This window comes from Tenuibacillus multivorans (assembly GCF_900103915.1).
GTDB lineage: Bacteria > Bacillota > Bacilli > Bacillales > Alkalibacillaceae > Tenuibacillus > Tenuibacillus multivorans.
The window spans coordinates 26888-47502 of the sequence record NZ_FNIG01000005.1; the positions used below are offsets into that span (position 1 = coordinate 26888).

General features: G+C 36.9%; 18 protein-coding genes, 1 pseudogene and 1 riboswitch. Of the genes and pseudogenes, 17 read left to right on the forward strand and 2 right to left on the reverse strand.

Annotation, left to right across the window (positions count from 1 at the left end; all coding sequences use genetic code 11):
- Nucleotides 1–9: 9 nt before the first annotated feature.
- Nucleotides 10–94, reverse strand: a riboswitch (cyclic di-GMP riboswitch).
- Nucleotides 95–320: 226 nt separating this feature from the next.
- The 3 genes and pseudogenes from BLP77_RS08860 to BLP77_RS16130 all read left to right on the forward strand — a co-directional run bounded on the left by BLP77_RS08860 (nt 321) and on the right by BLP77_RS16130 (nt 2737).
- Nucleotides 321–1605, forward strand: a pseudogene (locus BLP77_RS08860) (APC family permease).
- Nucleotides 1589–2173, forward strand: coding sequence for a bifunctional transcriptional activator/DNA repair enzyme AdaA (locus tag BLP77_RS08865; RefSeq protein WP_093856765.1), 585 nt, complete (start codon nt 1589–1591; stop codon nt 2171–2173). The pseudogene BLP77_RS08860 and the gene BLP77_RS08865 overlap by 17 nt, the downstream one beginning before the upstream one ends.
- Nucleotides 2174–2251: 78 nt before the next feature.
- Nucleotides 2252–2737: a methylated-DNA--[protein]-cysteine S-methyltransferase gene (locus BLP77_RS16130; protein WP_093856766.1), complete on the forward strand. Its 486-nt coding sequence runs from the start codon at nt 2252–2254 to the stop codon at nt 2735–2737.
- 233 nt (nt 2738–2970) lie between these two features.
- Here BLP77_RS16130 and BLP77_RS08875 read toward each other — a convergent pair whose 3' ends face one another.
- Together BLP77_RS08875 and BLP77_RS08880 are read right to left on the reverse strand one after the other, a co-directional pair.
- A complete protein-coding gene (locus BLP77_RS08875) occupies nt 2971–3345 on the reverse strand; it encodes a VOC family protein (RefSeq protein ID WP_093856767.1) in 375 nt (124 codons plus the stop codon).
- A 99-nt stretch (nt 3346–3444) separates the two neighbouring features.
- Nucleotides 3445–4404, reverse strand: coding sequence for an RNA polymerase sigma factor (locus BLP77_RS08880; protein ID WP_093856768.1), 960 nt, complete (start codon nt 4402–4404; stop codon nt 3445–3447).
- Nucleotides 4405–4708: 304 nt separating this feature from the next.
- On the opposite strand from BLP77_RS08880, the gene BLP77_RS08885 reads away from it, so the two are divergent.
- The 14 genes from BLP77_RS08885 (at nt 4709) to BLP77_RS08950 (ending at nt 20607) form a co-directional block, all read left to right on the forward strand.
- On the forward strand, nt 4709–5119 hold the full coding sequence (locus tag BLP77_RS08885; protein WP_093856769.1) for a hypothetical protein: 411 nt from the start codon (nt 4709–4711) through the stop codon (nt 5117–5119).
- Entirely contained in the window at nt 5100–5918 is an 819-nt protein-coding gene (locus tag BLP77_RS08890) for an ImmA/IrrE family metallo-endopeptidase (protein ID WP_245686841.1), read from the forward strand. The genes BLP77_RS08885 and BLP77_RS08890 overlap by 20 nt, the downstream gene beginning before the upstream one ends.
- Nucleotides 5896–6789, forward strand: coding sequence for a hypothetical protein (locus tag BLP77_RS08895; RefSeq protein WP_093856771.1), 894 nt, complete (start codon nt 5896–5898; stop codon nt 6787–6789). The genes BLP77_RS08890 and BLP77_RS08895 overlap by 23 nt, the downstream gene beginning before the upstream one ends.
- A 191-nt stretch (nt 6790–6980) precedes the next feature.
- Entirely contained in the window at nt 6981–8699 is a 1719-nt protein-coding gene (locus BLP77_RS08900) for an FAD-dependent oxidoreductase (protein ID WP_176753021.1), read from the forward strand.
- 231 nt (nt 8700–8930) lie between these two features.
- A complete protein-coding gene (locus BLP77_RS08905) occupies nt 8931–10187 on the forward strand; it encodes a hydroxymethylglutaryl-CoA reductase, degradative (RefSeq protein ID WP_093856773.1) in 1257 nt (418 codons plus the stop codon).
- A 37-nt stretch (nt 10188–10224) separates the two neighbouring features.
- A complete protein-coding gene (locus BLP77_RS08910; protein WP_093856774.1) occupies nt 10225–10497 on the forward strand; it encodes a hypothetical protein in 273 nt (90 codons plus the stop codon).
- Nucleotides 10460–11812, forward strand: coding sequence for a tripartite tricarboxylate transporter permease (locus BLP77_RS08915; RefSeq protein WP_093856775.1), 1353 nt, complete (start codon nt 10460–10462; stop codon nt 11810–11812). The genes BLP77_RS08910 and BLP77_RS08915 overlap by 38 nt, the downstream gene beginning before the upstream one ends.
- A 160-nt stretch (nt 11813–11972) precedes the next feature.
- Nucleotides 11973–12533: a helix-turn-helix domain-containing protein gene (locus tag BLP77_RS08920; RefSeq protein WP_176753022.1), complete on the forward strand. Its 561-nt coding sequence runs from the start codon at nt 11973–11975 to the stop codon at nt 12531–12533.
- 272 nt (nt 12534–12805) lie between these two features.
- Nucleotides 12806–14017 (forward strand): MFS transporter, encoded by a 1212-nt coding sequence (locus BLP77_RS08925; protein WP_093856777.1) that lies wholly within the window; start codon nt 12806–12808, stop codon nt 14015–14017.
- Nucleotides 14018–14409: 392 nt separating this feature from the next.
- Nucleotides 14410–15606 (forward strand): alpha amylase family protein, encoded by a 1197-nt coding sequence (locus BLP77_RS08930; RefSeq protein WP_093856778.1) that lies wholly within the window; start codon nt 14410–14412, stop codon nt 15604–15606.
- Between the two features lie 14 nt (nt 15607–15620).
- Nucleotides 15621–17117, forward strand: a complete 1497-nt coding sequence (locus BLP77_RS08935) for a DUF4127 family protein (protein ID WP_176753023.1) — start codon at nt 15621–15623, stop codon at nt 17115–17117.
- Between the two features lie 150 nt (nt 17118–17267).
- Nucleotides 17268–18599 (forward strand): ABC transporter substrate-binding protein, encoded by a 1332-nt coding sequence (locus BLP77_RS08940; RefSeq protein ID WP_093856780.1) that lies wholly within the window; start codon nt 17268–17270, stop codon nt 18597–18599.
- 258 nt (nt 18600–18857) lie between these two features.
- The gene (locus BLP77_RS08945; protein ID WP_093856781.1) at nt 18858–19718 is read left to right on the forward strand and encodes a carbohydrate ABC transporter permease; all 861 of its coding nucleotides are present in this window, start codon (nt 18858–18860) and stop codon (nt 19716–19718) included.
- Nucleotides 19719–19734: 16 nt separating this feature from the next.
- Nucleotides 19735–20607 (forward strand): carbohydrate ABC transporter permease, encoded by an 873-nt coding sequence (locus BLP77_RS08950; protein ID WP_093856782.1) that lies wholly within the window; start codon nt 19735–19737, stop codon nt 20605–20607.
- Nucleotides 20608–20615: the final 8 nt, after the last annotated feature.

A 20615-nucleotide genomic window follows, 5' to 3' on the forward strand; every position in this document is an offset into this window, starting at 1 on the left:
ATTCATTTACTTGGTAGCCAGGCGATCGTAGTTTTTTAACCTTAGACCCTAGGCTTTGCGTCCTAACCTTTCGGAAAGTTTGCCTTTTTCATATATAGGACTATTGTTTCAGTACTTTAGCCATATTAATGCAAAAATATAATTTGGTCAACAAAAAACGACAAAAAATATGGTTATTTTTTGTCGGCAGAATCAAACGGTCCATTTAGTGGAAGAAAAAGTTTTATAGGCATCACTTTTTAATGAATTAAACAGCAAAAAACAGGAAGAATTTCTTACTCCTTCATGGCTACACTGAATACAGAAAAAGGGGTGAGGGCATGAACCATAAATCTATTGGATTATTTCAAGGAATTGCCTTATATATCGCAGCTATATTAGGATCAGGTGTCCTATTTTTATCTGGAGTAACGGCCTCAATGGCGGGGCCTGCGTCGATTGTATCCTGGTTGATAGTGATTTTAATTAATTTTCCACTTGCTTATTCATTCGCATGTTTGGCTCGGCAATATCCAGACGCTGGTGGTGCAGCAACGTTTGTCAGGCATTCTTTCGGACATCATTTAGGTAATATTGTTGGGTGGTTTTACTTTGTTACAGCAGCCGTTGGTCAAACGATTGTATCTTTAACGGGTGCATATTGTTAGCCATGCCTTTGGATTTTCACATGTTGAAACCACTTTAATGGCCGTCATTATTTTGGGGATTGCAGGTGTTTTAAATTTTTTTGGTGTCAATATAAGTGGTAAAGTGGCTTTGATTTTAAGTGCTTGTTTACTGTTTCTTTTATTGTTAACGATATTGGTGGCGTTGCCAACTATACAATGGGGCAACTTTACGCCATTTGTTCCGAATGGATGGTTTTCGGTCGGAAGTGCGATAACGCTTATTTTTTGGTCTTTCTTCGGTTGGGAGGCCATTTGTAGTCTGGCGGATAACTTTAAAAAGCCGGAAAAAGATATTGTAAAAGGATCGATTGTTAGTGCTATCGTCATTGGTGTGTTGTTTTTGGCGTTAAGTCTTGTCACGATTGGAACATCGACGTATGGGAGTAAAGAAAGTAACCTGTCTCCTATTGGTGTTATAATGGGAGAAGCAGTGGGTATAGGTGCTAAATCTATGACAGCTGTATTGGCGTTAATCATTTGTGCAGGGACAGCGAACGCATTTGTAGCCAGTTTAACGCAATTGGGGTATTCCTTAAGCAGGGATGGTGCTTTTCCAACGTTTTTTTCAAAACGGCATGCAACCACTAACATTCCTAGACGGATGGTTTTATTTATTATCAGTTTCTCGGTAGCAGGGGTTCTAGTGTTGGAGTTACTGTCACTAACGTTTAATGATATTTTGTTTATCCCGACTTCTCTTGGAATTTTAGTCTACATACTTTCTATGGCAGCTGGCGTTAAATTATTTAAGAAAAAGACGTTGGCATGGTCTGCGTCGTTACTCTCATTAATATTATGTCTACTGGTCATCCCATTCTTTCAATTGTATATTTTTGTTCCATTGATTGTCTTGGCTCTATATGTTATTTATATGGTTTTTGATAAGAAGATTTTTTCGACAGGGAGAGGAATGAAATTTAATGATAAACCAAAATGATATTTCTAAAGAAACCATGTGGGAAGCGACGATTACGTGTGATTCAGCATACGATGGGCTATTCTTTTACGCCGTCAAGACAACGGGAATTTTTTGTCGGCCGTCTTGTAAGTCTAAAGTGCCTAATAGTGAAAATGTTTCTTTTTTTGGGGACGCAGCTAATGCTCAAAAAGCAGGATATCGTCCTTGTAAAAGGTGCCGGCCTGATTTGAAATCAAAGACATATGACCCATTTGGATCAATTATAGAAGATACCATGCAGATCATCGAAAAAAATTATGAGCAAAAAATGTCTTTCGATGAAATCGCAACAAAGGTCGGCGTTAGCAGGTTTCATTTAAATCGGCTTTTTAAGGATAGGACGGGATACACACCACTTATGTATTTAGAAAAGATTAGAATCAATAAGGCGAAAGATCTTCTTTTATCGACTACCTTAAATAGCACGGAAATTGGTTATCAAATCGGCTATCAAAGCATTTCCAGCTTTTATAATGCATTCAAACGTCACACCGGACTTACACCAAGTCAATTTCAAGCCAATTACGTTGAAAAGGCGTCTTATTAAGACCTGGATTGATTATATAGGCATAAAACCAGCATCTTTATAAAGGGGGACAAAACGGCACCGAAAGGAGGCACGCACATGATTATCTATGATGAATGCCAGACAAAAATCGGTCATTTGCGGTATATTTTCAACGAAGATGGTGCACTTGAACGTATCGTGTTAACCGACGACCTCTGGCATGCTTTAACTGCCAAACAAACTATGAAAAGAAACCATGAGCTTGGAAAGCCCGTTTGTCAACAATTTAAGGAATATGTCCATGGGGATCGTAGTCAATTCGACTTGTCTTATGAACTGTTAGGGACTCCATTCCAAAAACAAACATGGCAGGCCTTACGAAATATTCCTTATGGGGGAATACGAACCTATTCTGAAATAGCCAATTCTATCGGAAGACCGAAAGCTATTCGTGCGGTAGGTCAGGCTAATGCTGGTAATCCTTTGCCTATCCTGTTTCCCTGTCATCGCGTCATTGGCAGCAATAAAAAGTTGACCGGCTATGCAGGTGGGATGGATATGAAAAAGCAGTTGCTGGAGATTGAAGGTGCTGAAATATCATGAAGTACCCGTTTCACACTAAGAAAGTGGCCTTATTATGGAAGAATCACAATGTGAATAACACACTAATTAGAATAGATTTTAATAGCAAATAAACAAATAAGTAGCAAGCAAAAACGCCCAGAATTAATCTGAGCGCTAATAATTTACTATCTTTGTTCAACTAAATCGCCAAATAGTTAAGAAGAAAACAGGCGGTATTTACTTTTTTAAATATCGCCTCACTCTAATTACAACTAGCCTGTACAAATCATTATGATATTCTTATCAGGATCACTTATGTTAAAATATGCAAAATCATCAAATCTAACAATATCAGATTCTATTCTAATACCTAACTCTCTAATATAGTCATACGATTTTTCAATATCATTTGTATGAAAATTAAACAATGGGTATGAAGAAGGATTAATATCTTTAGTCATATCAGATGGGCCTGCATCTAAAGTTAATCCAGTAAAATGGTTAACCTTTATGTTGTGAACAGGTTGGGAAACTTTTGTTAAATCAATTTCTTGATCAAATAATTGACTATACCATTTGACTGATCTCTCTAAGTTACTTACATGAACAAAAATAGTGTTAATCTGGTTTTTAATAGGACTAAACACATTTACCACTCTCCTTGAATAATTTATAATCCCAATTAAGGATTTCTTCATTTATACAACGGATCATGAGTTTAAATCCTTACACAAAAATTAAATTTCTTAAAAAATGTGATAAAAATTCTCAGCATTTAGATTTACTTCTAACTCTTTAGCGGCGTATTTCATTAAATCCCAAGAAAAACAATAAAATTTCCAAAATGTAATTTTGTCGTCTACCATTTCTATATAATGTACATTATTTAAGTAAAGTTGATTGTCTTGTTTCCTTTCTAACTCAATTACTACTGGACGACCCCAAAGTATTTTGTATTCAGATTCAATAATATTTTGTTTTTGTACAATCTCGTACCAGTCATTTAATGAATTATTCTTTGTTTCATCAAGACCAATTTCTAAACCAGAGTGAGTTATGTCTGTAACTATATTTTCTTCTAAAATTGATGCAATTAGTTTAGGATCTTTTTTTCTAAAGCCTTCAAGCATAATTTCTATTACTTTATCAGGTTGAATTTTTTTAACGTTTGTTTTTCCGTTTTGCATTTTAATATTCTTTCCGTTACGAAGATTATCTCTCGCTCTACTTAAGTTAGTATATATGGCTCCTTCAGTTGTTCCAATAATTTCTGCAATTTCTTTACCTTTATATTTAAAAGCTTCCGATAAAATAAGAACAACAAACTGCATATGAGAAAGATTATTCACTAAGAAATCAAGGTTTTCAAGTAATTGAAAATTGTAGTAGGTTGAAATATCTTGTAGTTGATAATTTTCGTCACTAGATTGATTGAGGAATTTATCTTTTCTTTTTTGATCAATCCATAGATTGGTAGCAATTTTAAATAGATAAGACTTCGTTTTAACTGGTTGGTATAGTTTCGCTATAATTGAAAAAGCCCTCAACAATGTATCTTGAACAAGATCTTCTGCATCCCAAGGCGAGTTTGTTAGGAAATAGCAATATCTCCACAAGTCTGAGCGGTGCGGCTCAATTTTTTCTTTATAATCCCTTTCTAAATTTCTGAGATTATCACTCAAATTATTAAGGTTATCTATTGTCACTTTTCCCCCTCCAACTTATCAAAAATAGTTCAATCAACTTCAAATAAACTGCTGCGTTAGTTCATTAGGAGCGTTTCTTCACATTCTTGTACTCAGTTTAACATAAAATGCCATTAAATCTTTGGATACGTTATATCCTCTGAAAAACATATGTATCAACCTTTAAAAAATATGGTTAAATCAAATTTTAAGGTTCCTGTTTTGTGTACCTTTTTTATTAATTATGTGTACCTTTAGCTTCTTTTAAGTATAATATTATATAAAGGTATATAATAACAATACTAATTGATGCGGAGGTGTCATGATGAGTGAGACAAAAAAGATAATAGGCGAAAATGTAAAGAGCTATTTAGAAGCTAAAGGTATTAAGCATAGTTGGGTTATAGAACGGTTAGGTGTAAGTAAAGGGGCTTTCTACAATTTCCTTAGAGGTGAGGGAAATGTGGATCAATATGAACAAAAAATCTTGAAACTGTTTAGAATTAAAGATCCTTTTTACTTTCATCGTGAAGAAATGGCGTTACCTAATAGTATAAGTGAGAAGAATAAGGAACAGAATTTTATGGATTTTGCGGCACTTTCTTTTCATGGTGCAGACAGCGAAGAATTTAAGGAAGGGATGAAAGCTTTTAGAGATATCGTAGAATTGATAGATGTTCTTAAACCTCTTGCAAATCAATCTGTTGTGTTGGAGGATGATTCTTTTGATCAATAAAGATAATTTAGAACAGGTCATTGATTTTAATCAAAAATACCTGTCAAAGATTAAGTCAAATATAGAGATTTTGAAATCTTCGGCTGATCCACTTATTGCTTCAAAACCTCTTGAATTTATAAAAACGCATTTAAATGAAAATGCTCATGTTATTGAGTTTCCAGTGAAGAATTTAGATTATGGTGGATTGGTTTTTTATCTTAATAAAAGTTTTTATATACAGATTAATTCTTCCCAACCCAAAATATATGAAAACTTTATGTGGGCACATGAGTTTTACCATTTTTATTTTGATAAAGAAAAAATCAAGAGTAAGGAAAAAAACTTCATCTTGATTGATACTATTTTTGATGAAAAAGAGAGATTACCCAATCTGTTTACGAGTGAATTTCTAATTAATGACTTTATCTTAGAACGAAAATTCTATTCATTCAAAAAAGAGTACGATCGTTTAGTGGATATAGTCATCCATTTAATACCTGTTTTTGAATTACCTTATAAGGCAATTGTGATTAAATTGGCTCAGAACAAACTTATTCAGGTTGAGGATGCAAGAGAGATTATCGATTATGATTATAAAAATAATATACCGGATGACATCGATCAAACACTATTTTCGGCCAGCTATAAAATAAAACTCGATAATTATAAAAACCTATTAAAAGAAGCATCAAAAAACATGAACGAAGATGATGTCCAGTCTAATATGAAAAAATATGATGACGTATATAATTTGTTGTTAGATTGGAGAAGAGAGTTGGGCGGTGGGGTTAAAAATGACGGTAATCGAAAATCCTAAATTAAATTCTATCATACCTTTTCTAAATGATAACTTGGATGATCTAGAAAAGGTACTTAACGATAACCCATCGCTTTATATTATGGATAATATGATGCTCGCAAAAATAAGGAAGGATTTTGTGAAGAATCCCTTTATGGTTAGTGGTTTAAATGCTTCTAATATAGTTGTTATTCCTGAGATTATCCTAGAAGAAGCGTCAAAGAACTTACCAAATGAAGAGGCATTTAGAAGACACTACTATGAAATTTTTCATATTCTTTCACAAGAGAAGGAAGTATATGTCGTCAATTTAGAATTAATATTAGAATTATTACAAAGTATGGCAAGTAAGAAAGATGCTTTAAATCTACTACGGAATATAGCCATAGAAGCGGTCAGAATTAATCCAGTGATTTCGGATGTCATAAGGGGAACAGATGTTAATGCTACTACTGCTCTAGAAGAATTAAACGGTGCGATTATCCATAATGGAAAAAATGCTGGGGAGCGATTTATAACGACCTTTGCTCTTGTGTTATTGAGTATGTATTATAGTCCAGTCTATATTTTCAGTGAGGATGTAAAGGGGATTTATGGTGCATTTAGAACGTTCATCAGTAATGAAAGATTAATGGATTTGATTGACATTAGTGATGCATTAGAGCTGATTGAACAATATAAATTTATATCTTATGAATCCTTAATTCAATCTGTTTATTTAGAAGAAGATTTAAGTGAAGATGAGTTGATGGATTTAATTGTGACATGTGATCGAAACCGTTCTAGAAATATATTATATAGTTTGGATGGACATCTTTGTCATACGTCAATTTCTGATGAAAACCTGTCTAAGTGGATTAGCGAGGGAATAATAAAGTTTCAATTTTAACATAGTACAAAATATACTAGAGTGGTGTGTTTTGTGATTTTAGAGTGCGGAGGATTGCGATTTTGTAGGAGAAAATACTGATTTGACTTGAAGCTTCCTCGAGTATGAGTTGTTTGTCTAGGAGCCATTTGTATAAGGAAACATGTTATAATATATTTGGTTTGTACATACCTCAAAGGAGAAGCATTCTAATGAAAAAAATTTACATAATCATCATTGCTTTAGCGTTTTTGATGGGTTGCTCTAATGATGAGGAAATTAAAGGTGAGTATGATGTTATTGTCTTAAGCGGTGAGCCTGAAGGGGTTTCAGCAGCGGTGAGTGCAGCAAGACATGGCGCATCTGTTTTGCTGATTGAACATCGGGATTCATTGGGTGGACTCATGACACATGGGATGCTCAACTACTTAGATCTTCCGCAAAATGATGAGGGAACGGTTGTGTCAAAAGGGATCTTTGAAGAATGGCATCAATTAGTTGGCGGTACTCACATCAATACGGTCGATTTAGATGTCGCGACAGATGCCTTTCGACAGTTGGTTGATGAGGAAGAGAATATCGATTTGTTGCTGAATACAGAGGTGCAGGATGTTCGGGTTGAGGACAGCACTTTGCAAGCTGTTCAAATAGAGGATGAATGGATTGAAGGAGAGCGGTTTATCGATTCCAGTCCTGATGGTGATTTAGCTGCTATGGCTGGAGCGCCGTATTTTATTGGACAAGCTGATATCAATAAGGAAGGCCAAATGGCAGCTACCTTGATGATTTATTTGGAGAATGTGGATTGGGATAAAGTTAAGGAAGCGGCTAACAATGGCGTTCTTGGTGGCGGTGGTGTTAGTGATACGGCTGCCTGGGGATTTGCCGATGCTTGGTTTGCCTATGATGAAGTCGTTGAAGATGATCGGACCAATATCCGTGGGCTCAACATTGGCCGAACAGAAAAAGGTGAAGTGTTCATCAATACCTTGCAAATTTTTGATGTTGATGGTTTAGATGAAGAAAGCCAGCAAGAAGCTCTGGAAATTGGGAAAAAGGAAACCGAAAGCTTTGTGCCTTGGTTAAGAGAGAATTTGCCTGGTTTTGAAGATGCGGAAATTGTACGTTATCCTGATGAGTTATATATCAGAGAAACGCGACATATTGAAAGTGAGTACATGCTTAAGATTACGGACTTATGGGAGAATAAGCACCACTGGGATGACATTGCAATCGGTGGTTATCCGGCTGATATTCAGGCGACGTCTAAGTTTACTTATGGATCGGTTAACGTGAATCCGAATCAGTACGGCATTCCTTTTAGATCACTCGTTCCATTAGAGGTCGACAATTTGTTAGTGGCGAGTAAAGCAAGCGGCTACAGCTCACTCGCGGCTGGGAGTGCTCGCGTAATACCAACCGGAATGGCAACAGCAGAAGCGGCTGGTGTTGCGAGTACGATTAGTATTGAAAATGATTTGACGTTCCGAGAGATGAATGAAAGTGAACAGCTAATTGAAGAGCTACAAAACAAACTCGTTGAAGCGGGTGCTTATCTAGAACAATTGGAGGACCCGGATTACGCATATAAAGGTGAGCCTTATTATCCGGCTATAAAAAATCTGCTTCTTTATGACCTAGTTAACGGCGGTTATCAAAATGACCTTCGACTGGATGAAGAGATGCTGGCGGATCAATTTATTGAAAAGATGGTGCATGGGATTGAAAGACTAGAGTTGGAAGTGCCAACAGGTTCAATTGATGCACTTGAACAGTATAGAGAAACTGTGAACGATGATGAGATTCTAACTGATCGAATTGTTCGAGATGTGTTTGAAATTGCAGGGTGGGAGATTGAACGTGCCGATCAAAATAAGACATGGTCCCGTTTAGATGCACTATTAGAACTTGAATATCAAATTTTTGATTAGAAAATCATCATTTATATGTCCTCCAAAAAAAGGGGGGCATTTTTATTTATCAAAAACTCACAAAAATTTCAACAAAATCTAGCACAAAAGAACTTGAAAATACAGAATATTTATTATAAACTGAATTCAACAAAGTTGAATAATTTAAATTTATGTTGAACTAAAATGAAAGCGCTTTTTATTCGCTTCTAAACTAATGAATTTTATTAATAATCCGAGGAGGTTTTCTCATTGTCTTCACGAATTTCAAAATTTTATCAACTATCTCCACAAGAAAGATTAGATAAGGTCTCTAAGTTTTCTAATCTCACTGAACAAGACAAGGATATGATATTCAACCAAAAGTTTATCACAGAGCAAGCTGATCGTATGATTGAAAATGTAATCGGGACATTACCTATCCCTGTAGGTGTTGCAGTTAATTTTAAAGTTAATCATCGGGATGTACTCATTCCAATGGCGACTGAGGAGCCATCTGTCGTTGCTGCTGCAAGTAACGCGGCCAAGTATGCTTATGAAACGGGTGGATTTAAAACATCTTATACTGGTTCATTCATGAGAGCGCAGGTTCAAATAACGGAGCTGAATAACCCATATTTTGCGATGGCAAAGGTATACGAACATAAGGAAGAAATTTTAGAATTATGTAATCAACAGGATCCGACACTTGTTGCTATTGGTGGGGGAGCTACTGATATCGATTTGCAGGTCATTGAAGGTGAACATGAGAAGGTATTGGTTGCTCATTTAATTGTTAATACACTTGATGCAATGGGAGCCAATGCTGTCAATACAATGGCTGAGGCATGTGCGCCATTTTTAGAAGAAATAACCGGGGGCAAAGTTGTTTTAAGAATTTTATCTAACTTAGCCGATAAACGGATTGTTCGCGCCAGTGCTGTTTTCAAAGATCCGTTTAACGGAGACAAACAGACTTTAAAACGTTTTATGTATGGTTATGATTTGGCGACAAAAGATCTGTATCGTGCCGCGACACACAATAAAGGGATTATGAATGGGATTACGTCTGTTGTTCTAGCTACAGGAAATGATACACGCGCTATAGAAGCGGGTGCTCATGCTTATGCGGCTCGTAATGGTCATTATCAAACGCTTACTAGATTTGAACTGGCGGAGAATGGCGATATTTTTGGAACGATTGAACTTCCATTGGCTGTAGGTTTAGTGGGAGGTGCAACACAATCTCATCCTGTTGCCAAAGCTGTTACCAATATTTTAAACATTAATTCGGCAGAAGAATTAGCAGGCATTATTGCATCGGTTGGTTTAGCACAAAACTTTGCCGCTATTAGAGCTCTAGCAACTGATGGGATTCAAAAAGGTCATATGAAATTACATGCACGAAACTTGGCTGCCATGGCTGGTGCTAATGACAATCAAATTGATCAAGTCGTTGAAATGGCCACCAAAGAAGGAAAATTTACGTTTGATACGATTAAAAATATTGTCGAAAACTTACAAAAGTAAATGCTATTACGTTTTAGTTAGAAAGGAGGTGTGAGAGATGTCAGAAGAAAAACAAACGCTAGTCGATATTTGGGGAGACCATGTTAAGATCAAAGATTTACTAATTGCTATGGCCATATGCATTACCTTTACCTTGGGTGGTTATATCATTGCTCCTGGGGAAGCACCGCAACCACTTGTTTTTGGTTTGGTCGGTGGTGTAATCGGTTTCATTATTAGTAGTATTGTGATTAAACCTAAACGAAATGTAAAAGTAGAAGGGGAGGATGAAGATGGATCCAACGATTATCATGCAGCTAGTAATAGCTAGTGCACTTGGTGCTGTACTTTATACGATTATTGGTATTGCGCCGGGTACGGATGAAACAGCTGTACTTGCTCCAGTTACGATAGCGCTAGTATTATTAGGCTTTTCGCCATATGTTATTTTAGCATTTTTCATATCTGCAATCGTTGCTAAGAAGCTTACGGACTCCATTCCGGTTGCGGTTGCTGGTATTCCAGGTGGGGTGATGTCAGCTCCTATGGTTGAACACTCCATGGTCTTGAAGGAAAAAGGGTTGCCAGATTTAAGTATTAAAAAGATGTCATCAGGGTCAGTTATTGGTACCCTGATCGCGATTCCATTAAGTTTTTTAGTCGCTAGTTTAATTTTACCTTATGCAGATAAGATTAGTAGTTACGCTGGTTTAATATTTTTCCTAGGTGCTGTTTTTCTTGCGTTAATGTCGAGAAACAAACTATTATCTTTAGCCATCATTGTACCTTTTGGCATATTGATTCAGGGACTACGTCACTTATATTGGGGACTCGAAATCGTGCCGGGAGATGTAACTGTATTCGTATCTTTCTTCTTAGGTATTACGATTGGTCCTATCATTTTTTCTTTATTTGAACTTCTTAACAAAAATCATCGTTTGAATCTACCATTTTTAGGACAAAAGGAGATAACTATTAGAAAGGGGCAAGAAGAAAAAGGCTTGCCTAACCCTTTTAAAATTTTAAATAAAAAAGAGGTCGGATTTTCAGCATCGGGTAGTGTAGTCGGTACCTTAACATTTTTCTTATCTCCGGTTGGTATGACAGTCTTTATCGGGGATGTTATTTCGAGACATATTAAAGACCCTATCAAACGAGCAAGTCGTGCCCTTTCAACGATGGATGGTGTAACAAATGCGGCTTATCTATCGGGTACTCTCATTCCATTAATTGCGATCGGTTTACCTTTATCACCAATGGCAATTGGACCTGCTGCTGGCCTATTTAATGCACCACCTGTATTCACACCAGAAAACAATATTCACCACTTACTATCACCAACCGAGATTATTATGGTTACCGTTATAGGGGCAGCTATAGCACTAATCATTACTTATTATGTCATTATAAGATACGCTAGCCAAATATGTGGTTTTGTTTTCAAATATATCCCGCACGAAGCATTAATCGGATTATTCGCAGGACTAGTTGTCATGTTAGCTTTTATGGATGCAGGGCTAATCAATATTTTCGGTACATTACTCATCGCACTAGTTTCTGGTCTATTATATCGCCATGGCGTTAACTATGGTGTCATGTTCATGATATTGTATGCAGCACCATGGTTATTAGGGTTATTTGGATAATAAGGTAGGATGTCATATAGCCATCACATGATTCATGTGGTGGTTATTTTTCACTGAATGTTTGGTTAAAACTAAGGCTTTCGCCAACTTGGCGATAAGCCTAGTTTTTCTTTATCTTTACTGATGTACTATAATACTAGATAGACGGTTAAGGGAGTTGATGACGATAAATTTATCATTGCTTGGAGAAAAAATTAAAACTATACGTATCAAACAAAGGAAGACGCAACAACAAATTGCTGATGATTGCGGTATATCCAAAAGTCTACTCTCGAAAATTGAAAATGGAAAAACGAGTGCGGCTATGGCTACTCTATCAAGAATTAGTGATGCCTTAGAGGTTAAATTGTCCTGGATCATTGATGATCAAGAAGATAAAACTATTGAAATTATAAAAGGAAATAATAGAAAAGGGAAAATTGAGGACGTTGATATGGGGTATTCATATGAACGACTGGCCAAACGATCAAAGATTACGGGAATAGAGCCCATGGTTGTCTATGTTACACCTAAAGATATCACGACAAGACAAGAGCCTTACACCCATACGGAAGATGAATTCATTTATATACTGCATGGAACGATTGACCTTTTATATGATGGAGAGACATACAGAATGACAACTCATGATTCAGCATACTTTGATGGATCAAATCCACATTTTTTCCTGCCGGTTGATAATGAAGAAGCGCAGGTGTTGACGATTTATGTGGAGAAGTGAGAACTAATATATCATGATAGGATAGCCCTCTTGGCGTTTGGCTTGAATTAGGACCGAAACAATTACATATTTGGATTCAGCCTGATTTTTATCCAGCTAAAAAGCGTATCCAGCAATAAGTTAAAGAATCTAAACTTATGAACCATTAGAACCAGCGAAACGTTTTGATCCTTTTGGAAATAGAATTGCATTTTAAGAGTGGTTGTAAAATAACTATTACGAGCTCTTAACTACTGAATTCAAGAAATTATTTACTCATAAAAGGAGAAGAAATGAGAAACTATAAATTTATATTAATTGCATTTTTCTTATCTGAATATGGTAGAGCAATGTATTTTGTGACAGTTACTTGGTTACTATATGAATTTACAGGTGATGCAAAATATACGGGCTTACTAGTAGGGCTTGGATTTCTACCAGGTCTTGTTTTTAACCTATTTTTCGGTGTAATTGTAGATAGAATGAATCGTAAAATTCTGTCCGTAACTGCCACATCAATTAGTGCTATATCGATAAGTGTGTTATTCATTCTCATGATATTTGGCATTATTGAACCGTGGGTTATAATAGGTGTCCATATGATACTCCAATTGTCAGGTTCTCTATTTAGGCCGTCTATCCAAGCTTTTATAGCAGAAATTTTTAAAAAAGAACAATTACCGAACATTTTTTCTAAGTCTTCTTCCTTTGCTATACTTGGAGGCTTATTAGGTGCTTCAACTGGTGGGATAATAATAAGTTTATTATCTTCAATTGGATCAATGACTATAGTTACTATAAGCTTTATAGCCGCAACATTATCATTAATTCTTATTAAAAAGCCTATTGAAAAAAACGTTGGCTCTGACAAAGAGAGTAAAAAAACGTCGGTTTTATATGATTTGAGAGAAGGATTTCAATATGTAAAAAATAATAGGTTTTTATTGGGTTTATTTATTATAATGTTTAATGGGCAATTAGTATTCCATACTAGCTTAGGCTTTTTATCAGTTTATACAGTTGATTATCTTAACAGCTCTTCAACAGTTTACGGCTTTTTGGATGCTACGTTATCAGTCGGTGGAGCGATAGCAGGTTTATTGGGAGCGTGGTGGTGGAAGAAAAATGAAAAGAACATAGCTTCATTTTCAATCTCAGTTATGTTGATAGGCTTAATGATTGTAGGGGTATTTAAATTTATTCCTTTTGTAGCTGTAGGGCTTTTATTAATTGGATTAGGTTCCACATGGGTTAGAACACTATTACAAGCTGTTCAACAAATTGCAACAGAATCAAATTACCATGGTAGGATGGCTAGTTTTAGAATGATTTTTAACCAAGGTTCTGTAGTCATAAGTGGACCAATTTTAGGCTGGGTAGCATCTGATATGGGAGCTAATTTTGTTTATATAGGTTTGATGATACCATTAGGTCTATGTTTAATCTTTTCATTTTTTCAGTCAAGGAGCCATAAGTTTGTAGAAATAACTAAGAAATCTGCTTAGGAAGAGTAAAAATGAGAATATATGCGTGTAGATTGTTATAATTTAAGTTATGAAGATATATAAAATTTCAAAAATTGCTTAGAAGTATTTGTAAATAGTTTGAATGTATAAGGGTTTTAATGGATCAAATCGTTTGAGAAGCTTTTGCGGTTGTTGAATGGCAAGTAGATAGTTCGTTGCAGAATAATACATGGTCAAGGTTAGAATTCTTACTAGAATTAGAAAACATATATTTGATTAAATTGGACGTCCTATTTTTAGGGCGTCCTTTTATTAGGATTGATCGATCATTGTTGACCTTATTTTTTGAATATTTTATAATTTTAGAAAATAATTCTTTCAATTTTTTAAGTGTTAATGAAAAAATTCTTCAAAAATAGGGAGGACTTTTAGTGGCTAGCCATTTTTTTGTCGGGAATGCCAACATTTTATGGGTCGACTTTTTAGCTAATGGTAGGCGGTTGTCGGATGAGAATCAGCAAGTGCAGTTACTTCAACATGCTGTGGAAGCGAACATTGATTATTTAATCATTGATGCGAAAGTGCCTTATGGCCAAACGACTTATCCAAGCCGATACGGTCATCATATAAGTCGTTGGTCGTCGGGGCGTTTTGATGCTTGGAAGGGGCGGGACTTTTTAAAAGAATTTTTATCTAAAGCTGAGTCTTTTCCTATTAACATATTGGCAAATGTTAATGTTTTTTCGGAAGGTTATTCGAAGACAAGTGACGGACTCGTTTATGAGCAAGATTGGAAAGTAACTTTTTATCATGAAGCCTTATCCAAAGAATCAAATGCTGCGGAATACCTTGATGCGGAGACGATTTTCGTCAACCCAATTCACCCGGAAGTCATTGAGCATGAGCTTAACATTTTAAAAGAGTTACATCAATATGATTTAGATGGTGTTGTATTAGATCGTTGTCGGTATCCCAATGTCTTTGGCGATTTCAGTGAATTGAGCCGTTCACAATTTGAAGTCTACATTGGTGAGCCAATCAAACATTGGCCGAACGATATCATGGAAGTGGATGAACATAAAGAAGTGGTGTTTAACAAGTGGTTTCCGAAGTGGGCTGAATTTCGCGCCCATAATATTAAACAGTTTGTACAAGATGCGAGCAAGGTCACGAAAGAGCGTTTCCCTATTTTCGCCGATTACGTCGGTTCTTGGTATCCCTTATATTATAATGAAGGCGTGAATTGGGCTAGCGAAACGTACCAGCCCGATTTGAGTTGGACGTCGAAGGAATTTCACAAAACGGGATTAGCTGAGACGTTGGACTTTTTGATGACGGGCTGTTATTACCCAGATGTCCTGATTGAAGAAGCGAAACAAAGCGAAAAACCCGCTGATTGGTATAGCGTGGAAGGGGCCATTGAAAAGAGTTTAGAAGTGATTAATGGTGGAACGCCTTTTGTGGCGAGCCTGTTTTTGAAAAATTATCGAGGACACCCCGAGACATTTATAGATGCTGTCCGTTTATGTAAGGAACGGTCAGATGGTGTGATGTTGTTTGATACGGTTTATTTAGAAGAATATCACTGGTGGGATTTATTGAAAAAAGAATTAAGTTCATCAACTTAAAGTAGGTGAAAGGTTTGCGTAATAAAAAGATTGCTCTTGTTCCAATCGATCAAAGACCCGTCTCATATGATTTGCCACGTGATTTAGCCCGGATCGGCGGCTGGGATGTCGTACTCCCGCCTAAGCATCAATTAGGTTTTTTAAAGGAACGGGCAGACATTGATGGGGTATGGTCATGGCTGGAAAACGTAATCGATGACGTTGATGGTGTGATTGTATCGATGGATATGCTTCTTTACGGGGGATTGGTTCCGTCACGCATCAACCAAGAAGATTTATCCGTCATACTTGATCGTTTAGAACGACTCAAATTAATTAAAAAAACGAATCCATCGTTACCCGTTATGGCTATGAGCTCAACGATGAGAATTTCGAATAATAATATCAATGAAGAAGAAAAAGTGTATTGGAAGGACTACGGGGTTAAAATCTATCAATATTCATATTATGCTCACCGGTATGAGATTCATCAAGAATTAGAAGATCAAAAAAAGATGAAGCGATTAGAAGTGGAGATTCCAGAGGTCATTCTTCAAGATTATCTATCAACGCGAGAGAAGCATTTTAAAGTCAATCAAAAGTTAATCGAGTATGTCGAAAGCAAATGGCTTAATTTTTTAGTATTTCCTCAAGACGATACAAGCGAATATGGGCTTAATATCAAAGAGCAAGAAATCTTACATCAAACCATCTACCAAAAGAAATTATTCCAAAACATATTAATCTATCCTGGAGCGGATGAGGTCGCGAGCACGTTAGTGACAAGGTTAATCTATCAATCAGTGAACCAGAGCCCTCCTACATTCTATCCGATTTATAGTGGTGAAAGTGGTTCGTTTTTGAACGCGATGTATGAAGATCGGCCGATACGCGAGTCCGTTAAGGGACAAGTTTACGCAATTGGAAGCCACATCGTAGACAGTGTTCAAGATGCTGATATCGTATTAGGTGTGAATGTGCCTGGCAAAAAGCAGGGTGATTTAGCTTTAGGTCATTATTTGAATCAAGTGGATACAAATGACCGCAATATTGGAGAGTGGACGAAGCGATTAAGTTATTATTTCCGTAAAGGAAAAGCTGTGGCTGTTGCGGATCTCGCTTATGCGAATGGTGCTGATGAAACCATGGTTAAACATCTTTTTAGTGAATGGCATTTAACGGATCTCATCGGTTTTGCGGGTTGGAACACGGCTGGAAACACAATGGGAACCGTTGTATCACAGGCAGCCTTATACGTCTTAGCCGAACGAATAGGGTTAAAAATAACAGAAGAAAAGGACTACTTATTACGTATTCGCTATTTAGATGATTATTTATATCAAGCTAAAATTAGGGCATTAGTTAGAAAACAAATTGATGAACGGGCCACTGATGAGCAAAAGCTTGAGATGATCAATCGTTACTTCATGAAGTATATTAAAAACGACCCGATGATGGATCCTTATCGAATTAAAGAACTTTACTTGCCGTGGAGCCGATTGTTTGAGATAGGAATACAGATTGAAAAATAAATATGCATTGGGCATATGTGTTTAAATTTGCTAAAGATATTGACAAACATTTCCGAATATTTTTATAATTATAAATGAAAATGTTCTTCAATTTTTATTTCATAAATGAATTTTTATTCCAAATTAATTATCCATGGAGGTGGATTGTAGGTGAAGGCTTTAAGGGTCAGATGGTTATGTTTGATGATGTTAGCTATTGTGGGGTTGTTTTTGGTCGCTTGTTCAGACAGTGAAGGAGGCACAAGTGATGATCCAGAAGAGAACGCAAGTCAAGAAACGGAAGGAGGATCAAGTAGCGAAAGTGCTTCTGGAGAACTTTCGGGAGAAGTTGAATTTATGACGATATCACTTCTTCCTGCATTTGAGGATTATTTGAACAATTTAAAAGATGAGTTTGAGAGTATGCACCCAGATGTAACCGTTACCATTAATGATGTGCCTTATGATCAAGTGTCACAAGTCGTTTTGACTCAAGCGTCTAGTGGTAGCTTACCGGATGTGATGAATCTAAATACTGAATTCGTAAAGAAAGTTGCTGCTAATGGTGCTTTAGTCAACATGGACGAGGCTGCTGATGATGTTAAGGATGATTTCTTCGAGGGACTTTGGAAGACAGCTGAGGTAGATGGGAACGTTTATGCTTTACCTTGGTATACAACGACGAGTGGTTTAATTTATAACCCAGATATATTGGCTGAGGCTGGTTTTGAGGAGCCACCTTCGACATTTGAAGAGGCCTGGGAAATGTCACAAGTCATTTATGAAGAGACAGGGAAGTATGGTCAAGTTGTGGGGCCAGAAATGCATTTGTTATTCCCGAAAAATGGTATACCCATACTAAATGAAGATGGCACTGAAGCCGCATTTAATACACCTGAAGCGGCTGAGCTCTGGGGCAATTTGAAGGAATACTACGACGAAGGATTATACAATCTGGATGTGATGTTAAATCAAGTATCTATGGCCGAATTATATGCTCAGGAACAAGTGGCTTGGTGGTCAACTGGACCGCAACTATATCGTCAGGTCGAAGATTTATCGCCAGAGGTATATGAAAAATCTTTAGGAGCTCCTGCTTTTAATGGTAAGGCAGGGTTACAGCACGCCAATCCGATGAATATTGCGGTAGCTGCAAACAGTGATGCGAAGGAAGCTGCAATTGAGTTTGCTAAGTTTGTTACGAATGCAGAAAATCAAGTCGAGTTTTCTAAAGAGGCGTCAGTTCTTCCACCTTTAAAAGAAGCGATTGAAGATCCATTTTTTGAGGAAGGAAAAGATTCTGAAGACGCGACTATACGCTCACGCTATTATGCGGCACAGGCTTTAGCTGATGCGGAAAATATGTCTCCTCCAGGGGATGATGTTTTAGAGGTCATCGAACAGGTTCAGCAAGCTTTCCAACGCGTTATTTTAGAAGATGTTGACCCTGCTGAAGCTTTAGCTGATGCTGAACAACAGGTGAACAATATATTAGCACAATAATTTTATGGGGGAGATTGAGGCTGGAATAATAGTGTTTTTAAAATGGTTAGTGCAAATAACCCGCTCCTGAAATATACTTCGCTTTCCGCGGGCGGCTGGTGAGCCTCCTCGTGCTTATGCACTGTGGGGTCTCACCTATGCCTTTCCTCCCGCAGGAGTCTACGTATATTTCCTCCGCTAAATCTTAGTATTATTCGCCTTTAGCGTCGGCAATTTAAATTATGTCCCAGCCCAATCTTCAATTAAGGAGGTCATGGAATGTATAAAGCCAGACATGCATGGTTGTTTCTCTCCATTCCCCTGTTATTATTACTGGTTTTTACATTTTTACCGAGTATCGCAGCTTTGGCATTAAGTTTTACAAATTATAATGTTTTCCAACCCTCTGAAACTGAATTCATAGGTTTTGATCATTACATACGAGCCTTTCAGGACCCGGTTTTTAGAGAGACCATTTTAAATACAGTGTATTATTGGTTGTTGGTTACGCCGGCCTTAGTGATCCTTCCGATTTTCGTTGCTATATTAGTTAACCAAAAGCTACGGGGAATTAAGATCTTTCGGTTAATCTTCTATTTCCCAGTGTTAGTTTCCGTCGTCATTACCGCTATTTTATGGCAATGGATGTTTTCGACCGATGGGATGATTAACTATTTTTTAAGTCTGTTTAACATCGATAAAGTCAGATGGTTGACGAATACGAGCACAGCTATGCCTGCTTTAGCGGTGGTCACCATATGGCAAGGCTTCGGTTATTATATGTTATTTTATTTGGCTGCGCTTCAAGGTGTCCCGCAAGATTTATATGAAGCCTGTGAGTTAGATGGGGCAAGCTTTTGGCAAAAGCATTTATATGTCACGATCCCGATGATCAAACCGATGATTTTCTTTGTGGCTGTCATTTCAACGATGAGTGCGTTTAAAGAATTTACACTGATGCTGACGATGACTGATGGAGGACCATTAAATTCGACGACGACAGCTGTATTTTTAGTTTATAAGGAAGCATTCGAACGATTAGACATGGGATATGCAAGTGCGATTTCATTTATTTTGTTTATTATCATTTTAGTCATAACCTTGATCAACCAAAGAATGCTTGATCGAACACCTAATTAGCGAGAGGGGTGAAAGTATGGAGCAAACCCAGGCCGTCACGTTGGAAAAGACAAAGTCGATTAATCTTCGCAAAGTTATGCGACTCGCATTTATGTACCTCATGTTATTAATCGTTACGTGTATTACCATTGTCCCTTTTTTATGGACGGTTTCAACATCTTTAAAAGGGGTTAACGAAACGGTTTTTTTGATTCCACCTCAATTAATCCCAAACAATTTCACCTTCTCAAATTTTGTTGAGGTATGGCATACATTACCGATTCCGAGGTATTTATTAAACACGGCGATCCTAACTTTTTTTGGCGTACTTGTGCCATTGATCCTATGCGCCTGTGCTGCCTATCCACTGGCACGGATGAATTTTAAAGGAAAGAATGTCATCTTTGTATTAATCATTGCCACGATGATGATTCCTAACGAAGTCACGATGATTCCGGTTTACTTAACCATCAATTTAGTAGGGTTAATGGATAGTTATACGGCTATCATTTTAATTGGCGCTGTTCCACCTCTAGGAATTTTCCTTATGAGGCAAGGGTTTTTGGTGATTCCAAAGGAAATAGAGGAATCCGCAATTATTGACGGGGCTAATGTATGGCAAATATTTTGGCGGCTTCTTTTTCCGATGGTTAAGCCCATGTTGGGTGTCCTTGCGATTCTCAGTTTTATTGCATCATGGAACAATTTCCTATGGCCATTACTGATTCTAGATAATCCAAATAAATACCCGATTACATTAGGGCTTTATCAGCTTCAAGGTACTTTTTCTGCGAATACGCGGTTAATAGCGGCTGGTGCTTTAATTGCTTTAATACCGATTATCATTGTGTTTATCGCTTTCCAACGTTATTTCATTGAAGCTGCTTATAATAGCTCTGTGAAAGGCTGATAATGATG